General features: G+C 53.2%; 7 protein-coding genes. 4 read left to right on the forward strand and 3 right to left on the reverse strand.

Features of this window, described 5'->3' with window-relative positions:
• Positions 1-380: 380 nt before the first annotated feature.
• The 4 genes from ACT3XD_RS19240 (at position 381) to ACT3XD_RS19255 (ending at position 1,651) form a co-directional block, all read left to right on the forward strand.
• Positions 381-527, forward strand: coding sequence for a hypothetical protein (locus ACT3XD_RS19240; RefSeq protein WP_192539926.1), 147 nt, complete (start codon positions 381-383; stop codon positions 525-527).
• A 194-nt stretch (positions 528-721) separates the two neighbouring features.
• Positions 722-1,006, forward strand: a complete 285-nt coding sequence (locus ACT3XD_RS19245; protein WP_192539927.1) for a type II toxin-antitoxin system Phd/YefM family antitoxin — start codon at positions 722-724, stop codon at positions 1,004-1,006.
• Entirely contained in the window at positions 987-1,328 is a 342-nt protein-coding gene (locus tag ACT3XD_RS19250; protein ID WP_444280680.1) for a type II toxin-antitoxin system RelE/ParE family toxin, read from the forward strand. The genes ACT3XD_RS19245 and ACT3XD_RS19250 overlap by 20 nt, the downstream gene beginning before the upstream one ends.
• A 92-nt stretch (positions 1,329-1,420) precedes the next feature.
• Entirely contained in the window at positions 1,421-1,651 is a 231-nt protein-coding gene (locus tag ACT3XD_RS19255) for a hypothetical protein (RefSeq protein ID WP_192539974.1), read from the forward strand.
• Here the strand turns inward: ACT3XD_RS19255 and ACT3XD_RS19260 are convergent.
• Genes ACT3XD_RS19260 through ACT3XD_RS19270 form a run of 3 tightly spaced genes read right to left on the reverse strand, consistent with a single transcriptional unit; the run spans position 1,642 to position 3,397 of the window.
• Positions 1,642-2,235, reverse strand: coding sequence for a hypothetical protein (locus ACT3XD_RS19260; protein ID WP_444280681.1), 594 nt, complete (start codon positions 2,233-2,235; stop codon positions 1,642-1,644). The genes ACT3XD_RS19255 and ACT3XD_RS19260 overlap by 10 nt on opposite strands.
• Positions 2,232-3,131 carry a hypothetical protein gene (locus tag ACT3XD_RS19265; protein ID WP_444280682.1) on the reverse strand — a complete coding sequence of 300 codons (900 nt, stop codon included), beginning with the start codon at positions 3,129-3,131 and terminating at the stop codon, positions 2,232-2,234. Before ACT3XD_RS19265 ends, ACT3XD_RS19260 begins: the two co-directional genes overlap by 4 nt.
• Complete coding sequence (locus tag ACT3XD_RS19270; protein ID WP_192539981.1) at positions 3,131-3,397, reverse strand: hypothetical protein; 267 nt, start codon at positions 3,395-3,397, stop codon at positions 3,131-3,133. The genes ACT3XD_RS19265 and ACT3XD_RS19270 overlap by 1 nt, the downstream gene beginning before the upstream one ends.
• Positions 3,398-4,535 lie beyond the last annotated feature (1,138 nt).

A 4,535-nucleotide genomic window follows, 5' to 3' on the forward strand; every position in this document is an offset into this window, starting at 1 on the left:
CTAGCCAGCGCGTGAGAGGGGTCAGCGCCCAGCGGGGCGTGCCGATAGTGGCTAGCAAGGCGAACGTATCTCGACTTTTCGCACGTGCGAAAAGTTGGGAGGCGCAAGCCTGCCTTGGAGCGCAGCGGAAAGGCAGGCTTGCGCCTCCCGTTGGCTTCAATATATACCGATGTTTTCACACTTACCCTGCCGTCCCAGTGGCGCCGAATCTCTGATTCGGTGGCGGCTGGGCGGCTAACAAGCGCAGCGCGTTAGTGCCAGTGCATGCAAAGTGTTGATGGTCTCTTCTAACGCGAAAAGTGACTCGCATTAGAAAAGACCATCGTTACAATTAAATGTGCAGGCTGTTCACTATCCGCAGCCCTGAGAGAGGTGAACGTATGAACTCTATTTCCGTATTTCTGAGCGATAGCCCTGCCATTCTCCCCATCGTTTTTGCCGTGCTGTTAACCGCTGTATCTGTTGCCGGTGCCTACGCATACCGGGTCAATAAGCAGATCAATAAAGAGCGCCAAAGCCACGACTGAAAAATTCAAGATAATGCCGGTAATCTTGAATTTCATGGCTTTTAATGAAAAGCTTGACAAAAATATTTTATTGTGAACTTTACACTTGGCAGGGAGTCAAATTTAGTCTATATTTGGACCTTCCTAAACAATTTCAGATTCGGATGGAGTCAAATATATGGCCCCGAATATCTGAAGACCATAGGAGTTGTGTGATGAACACAAACGTAGCAACTATTAGTTTTTTAAAAAAAAATGCAGCGGCGCTCGATCTTTCAGAGCCTCTGACTATTACACAGAATGGGATACCAGCTTATGTGATCGAGTCGTATGAGGACCGAATGCGTAGGGATGAGGCGATAGCACTTGTTAAACTTTTATCTTTTGCCTCTAAAGATAAATCTAATGGAAATCTGATTTCTGGTGATGATTTGAGGTCTGGGTGGGAGAAACGTCGCTCCCAAACAGGAGCAATCACCAATGAAGAATTTACGAATTAATTATGCGTCAACTGCAGTTCAGAGCTTCGACGATCTAGTCGATTTTCTTGCCAAGAAGGTTGGTGAGGATAAAGCTTTAAAAATAGTCTCGAACATGACGAAAAAAGCTGAAAGGATGATTGATGCTTGTCCTATACGGCCCCCATGTAAAGACGCTGTATTACTAGGGTTATATGACTACAGCGAAATCGTAGTTGATGGGTACAGAGTGATTTTTGAATTAGATAAGCATAACCATAGTGTCAACATGGCTTTGTTGTTAAGTAATAGACAAAGCGTGCGAGCCCAGCTGGAAAGGTATTGTTTACTTTGGGATCGATGAACACATTGGCCAGCTCTTAATGAAGAGTTGGTCATGCCTCTCTGGCAGTTGAGACTCATAAGAGAGGCCATGCTGGGAGGATCTTCCCCGTCATGCTAATCAGCAAGATCAGCGAGCTCAAACCCGTGTTTAGCAGTGAAAGGGTGACTGAGTGGCAGCCCGCGTCTCAAGGGCCGCGCTATCGCTATGAGCGTGATCGGGCCGCGGTCGGGCAGGAAATGACGCCCGGCAGTGAGCAATACGAGTGGTATGTTCTAGCGAAAAATGATCTGACTAGCGCCAAGCGTAAGGTCTTTGAATTAATTAACCAGGATTACTTGTAGCGTTGCTGTTGCTGCTCAAGCTTAAAAATCTGCTGTCGATCCTGCCTGATTATGCTGCGTAGCTGCTCGATCTCCGTTACCAGCGCTTCATTGTCTAGTTGTCGAAGTTCACGCACCTGGCGTTTTTTACGTTCCAACGCTTCCACCGAGCCACTTAAACGCCGTTTCAATAGCGCATTCTGCTCGCTCAGCTCGTTTATACGCATTTGTGAAGGGGCAAGCAGGGCCTCAGCGTCGCGCTGTGCCTGAGCCGCCTCTGCGGCCTTTATGCGCGCGTCTTGTTCGAGTTGTTGAGCTTTCGATTGCTGTGCCTTCAGATTTTCTTGCTGGGTGGCCAGCGTCTCGGCGGCATCACGCTCGCGGCTGCTTTCACCCACCCAGGCACCGATTAGCAGCCCTATCAGGGTGGCTAGTGAGAGAATCAACGCATAGACGGGCCAGCCATCGATCACCGCTTCCCAGCCTTGGCTGGCTTTGTGAGTGCCGGTGAGATAAGCGATATTTGGGAAGCGTTCATACGCGAGCCACATCAGGGCAGCAAAAATCGCCAGAGCGACGAAAAGCGCAGTGTTACGTCGATTCATCGCAGATAAACCTCAGTGATTGAGTCCCGAAAGTGCCCCATCTCCTGCGAAACCGTCTCCAGAGCATCATGGTAGCTGAGCCCGTCTCGCTGTAATTCCCCCATCCGTTCTTGAGCATAGCTGTGCCGGAGTCCATGCGCGCCGGTTGAGCGTCCCAGCGCGGCATCAGAGGCTTGGGAAAAGCTGTTTGACCAGCGCTGGCCACCGCTGATTGCATAGTGGGACTGGTAGTAAACGCCACGGTCTGTCACCCGTTGAGGCTGCTCCAGCCGGGTTGCTTCAAGCCGATTGGCTAACTCGTGAGGAATTAGAACCTCTCTGCAAAGCCCGCCTTTACCCACGACGGTGTAGCGTTCGCCCTGGCGAACCGCGAATTTCTCATCACGCGCAGGCCTTGTGTCAGCGGGGCGTTCATCAGCGCGACGTAGCGTTAAAATTTCGTGCGCACGAAGTCCCGCAGCATGGGCGATCTGAGTGGCAAGGGCATTTTTATCAGTCTGTCGCTCGGTAATAGCGGAGATCTGCGCCGGCGTATAAGCGCGGCTTTCGAGTACCTGTTGTTGTTCGCTCTTGATAGCCGGCAGGCGTTCGCCCTGGGCGAGATGCCCAGTGACATGCTGCTGCATCAGCTGAATAGCTTGGCGTTCTTGATCGAGCGTCTTTTGGCCAACCGCTTCGCCGCGCTGTTCGAGGTAGGCAACTGCTTGAGCAGGCGTAAGGCTGCGCAAATCGCCACCTTCCCGCCCTGCGGCATGCTCAGCTTTCTGCCAGGTGGCCACGTTGGCCAGGGCGGCTTCGTAATTACTGACGCTGCGCACACTTTCAACCACCGATCCTTGCAGCTGCTGCATGATACGGCCAGCCTGCCGTTCACCACTCGCGAACCACATCCCCATTAGTGGCCACCCCGGTCGGCAGTACGTTTATCGAGCGTACGCTGAAGCCAGCGCGCAACAGTCGAGTGAGCGACTTTGAGGCGGCGCGGGGGCATCTTTAACCAGGCTTGAAGATCGGCAGGACGGGCGCCGCTGTCGTGAAGAGCGAGTAATTCAGCAGTGTAAGGGTCAAGCTGGCTGCGGCCCTGCGAATAGGGGCGGATACGGCCTAGCTTCTTGAATTCTTGAACCTGCTTTAGCTCGGCGGTTGGATCAAAATCAGGCAAGGGATCATCGCTTTGTAAGAACCTTCGCAGTGTTAAAAACACTGCGATCGCCCACATTGGTGGACTGCGACCCCGTTTATCAATCGAAGCGACGGGCCTGTTCTCTCGCTGTTATTGCCGGTTTTATTTGGGAAGCGCGGGCTGGGCGCTTGGTGCTAACGATGCTGTTAGCCAGTGCCGGACTGGGTCCGGGGAACCGATTTTTTTGCTCGCATTCGGCAATGCTTCGCGATCTTTTGTCACGCCACTTTTGTGGCCCAGGTGTGGGCAAAACCTGCTGTGCCATAGGCACACGTCAACGACGGCTAACCCGCAAAATCTAGCACAAGTTTTTGTGCGTGTGAAATTGTGCGATGAGTGTGCGCTAAAGCCGTAAATAAGCCATAAAGCCTGACCGCTGGGTACTACGCGGAGCGATGTACCCAGCGGTCAGGCGCGTATGCGTCTGACCGGTCGCCGGTAGGCGACTCCGACGCCATTGGCGGCGCGTCGCTCGCAGAGAGCGACAATGCACCGTCAGGTGCATGGCTGGCCGTAGAGGCCAGCGGGTCGGCATTAGCCGACAGTGACGCGCAGAGCGTCACTGTGTGCGGAAAGCACACCGCGTTTCGTTTAGAAATGCAGAGGTTAAGAGCTTTTGGGTCAATGATTTGCAGGCAGACGAAGATTGACGCACAGCTTTTGAAAGGCTATAAACGACGAAACCCCGCCGAGGCGGGGTGTCGGACTAAGAAGTGCTACCAACACTTTTTAGTCGGCGGTTAGAGAGAAACAAGCTCGCCTAACCAAAACTGTTCCCAGATTATCGCCCCGTAGCGGGCTGCTTGCAACCTCGTAAGCCATCTGAGCACGATTTTTCAGGCCTTTCTCTCTCACCGCCATAGCTACTGCTATAGCGCGTTTTCGCGTGTCCGCTGGTCTGGATTCGAGTTGTTGTCGGCCAGCCGGGCGCAGTAGTTGAGCCGAGACGGGGAATCTCACATACGGTTCAGCGTGCATCGCGCATCAAACGCCCTGGAGTCGCGTTCCAGGGGCACTGGCAGCGGGTAAGGGGATTAGACCGGCACCGCAATAAAAACGCCGAGGCGACGGCTCCTAGCGGAGTAACAGTCAGTCAGTGCAGCAGTTCATGATGTGT

This window comes from Halomonas sp. AOP7-B1-5, from assembly GCF_052353045.1.
GTDB classification, from domain to species: domain Bacteria; phylum Pseudomonadota; class Gammaproteobacteria; order Pseudomonadales; family Halomonadaceae; genus Vreelandella; species Vreelandella colorata.

Coding starts and splice junctions, on each gene's coding strand:
- ACT3XD_RS19240 (WP_192539926.1), top strand. CDS start 381: ATGAACTCTATTTCCGTATTTCTGAGCGATAGCCCTGCCATTCTCCCC.
- ACT3XD_RS19245 (WP_192539927.1), top strand. CDS start 722: ATGAACACAAACGTAGCAACTATTAGTTTTTTAAAAAAAAATGCAGCG.
- ACT3XD_RS19250 (WP_444280680.1), top strand. CDS start 987: ATGAAGAATTTACGAATTAATTATGCGTCAACTGCAGTTCAGAGCTTC.
- ACT3XD_RS19255 (WP_192539974.1), top strand. CDS start 1,421: ATGCTAATCAGCAAGATCAGCGAGCTCAAACCCGTGTTTAGCAGTGAA.
- ACT3XD_RS19260 (WP_444280681.1), bottom strand. CDS start 2,235: ATGAATCGACGTAACACTGCGCTTTTCGTCGCTCTGGCGATTTTTGCT.
- ACT3XD_RS19265 (WP_444280682.1), bottom strand. CDS start 3,131: ATGGGGATGTGGTTCGCGAGTGGTGAACGGCAGGCTGGCCGTATCATG.